The 1,172-nt window shown below is 63.7% G+C and carries 1 protein-coding gene; it reads right to left on the reverse strand.

Annotation, left to right across the window (positions count from 1 at the left end):
* Positions 1-1,154: condensation domain-containing protein (locus ACWEH3_RS36205; protein WP_450027027.1), on the reverse strand; the 1,154-nt coding region annotated here is incomplete at its 3' end.
* Positions 1,155-1,172 lie beyond the last annotated feature (18 nt).

Here is a 1,172-nt window from a genome sequence, read left to right on the forward strand (position 1 = left end):
CGGTCTTTGTCGGTGATGGGTGGGGTGGTGGTGTGTGGGGTGTTGTCGATGGTGAGCCAGTTGATGGTGTGGGGGAGGTGTGGGTGTGTGGGGGTGGTGGTGAGGCCGATGGTGGTGTGGGAGGTGGTGGTGATGTGGGTGATTCGTTGGGTGGGGTGTGTGGGGTCGATGGGTAGGAAGGCGGCGCCGGTTTTGGTGATGGCCCAGATGGCGATGATGGTTTCGGGGGAGCGGGGGATGGCGATGGCGACGATGTCTTCGGGGCCGATGTGGTGGTGGAGGAGTTGGTGGGCGAGGTGGTTGGAGCGTTGGTCGAGTTCTTGGTAGGTGATGTGGTGGTTGTTGTGGATGATGGCGGTGTTGTGGGGGTGGTTGTGGGCGGTGGTGGTGAGGAGGTCGGGCAGTGTGGTGGGTGGTGTGGGTGGTGGTCCGGTGCGGGTGAGGAGGTCGGTTTTTTCGGTGGGGTCGAGGATGTCGATGGTGGCGATGGGTTGGGTGGGGTTGGTGGTGATGGCGTGCAGGATGTGGAGCCATCGGTGGGTGAGGGTGTCGATGGTGGTGGGGTTGTAGAGGTCGGTGGCGTAGGTGATGGTGGCGGTCATCTCGCCGTTGTGGTTGTCGGTGAGGATGATTTGTAGGTCGAATCGTGCTGTGGGGGTGGGTGGTTCGGTGGGGGTGATGTCGAGGTGGGGGAGGTGGAGGTGGGGTTGGTCGAGGTTTTGGAAGGCGAGGAGTGTTTGGAAGAGGGGGTGGTGGGAGCGGGTGCGGTGGGGGGTGAGGTGGTCGACGAGTTGTTCGAAGGGGATGTCGGCGTGTTGGAAGGCTTGCAGGTCGGTGTTTCTGGTGCGGGTGAGCAGGTCGGTGAAGGGTTCGTGGGGGTTGATGTGGGTGCGCAGGACGAGGGTGTTGACGAACATGCCGATGAGGTCGTCGAGGGCGGGGTCGCCGCGTCCGGCGATGGGGGTGCCGATGGGGATGTCGGTGCTGTTGCTGAGGCGGGCGAGCAGGACTGCGAGGGTGGCGTGGATGACCATGAACAGGGAGCAGTCGTGTTGGCGTGCGAGGGTGTGTAGTGCGGTGATGAGTTCGGTGTCGAATGTGTAGGTGGTGGTGGCGCCGTGGTGGGAGGCCACTGCGGGGCGGGGGCGGTCCACCGGCAAAGACAACTCCTC

The sequence above is a fragment of the Nocardia sp. NPDC004718 genome (assembly GCF_053601535.1).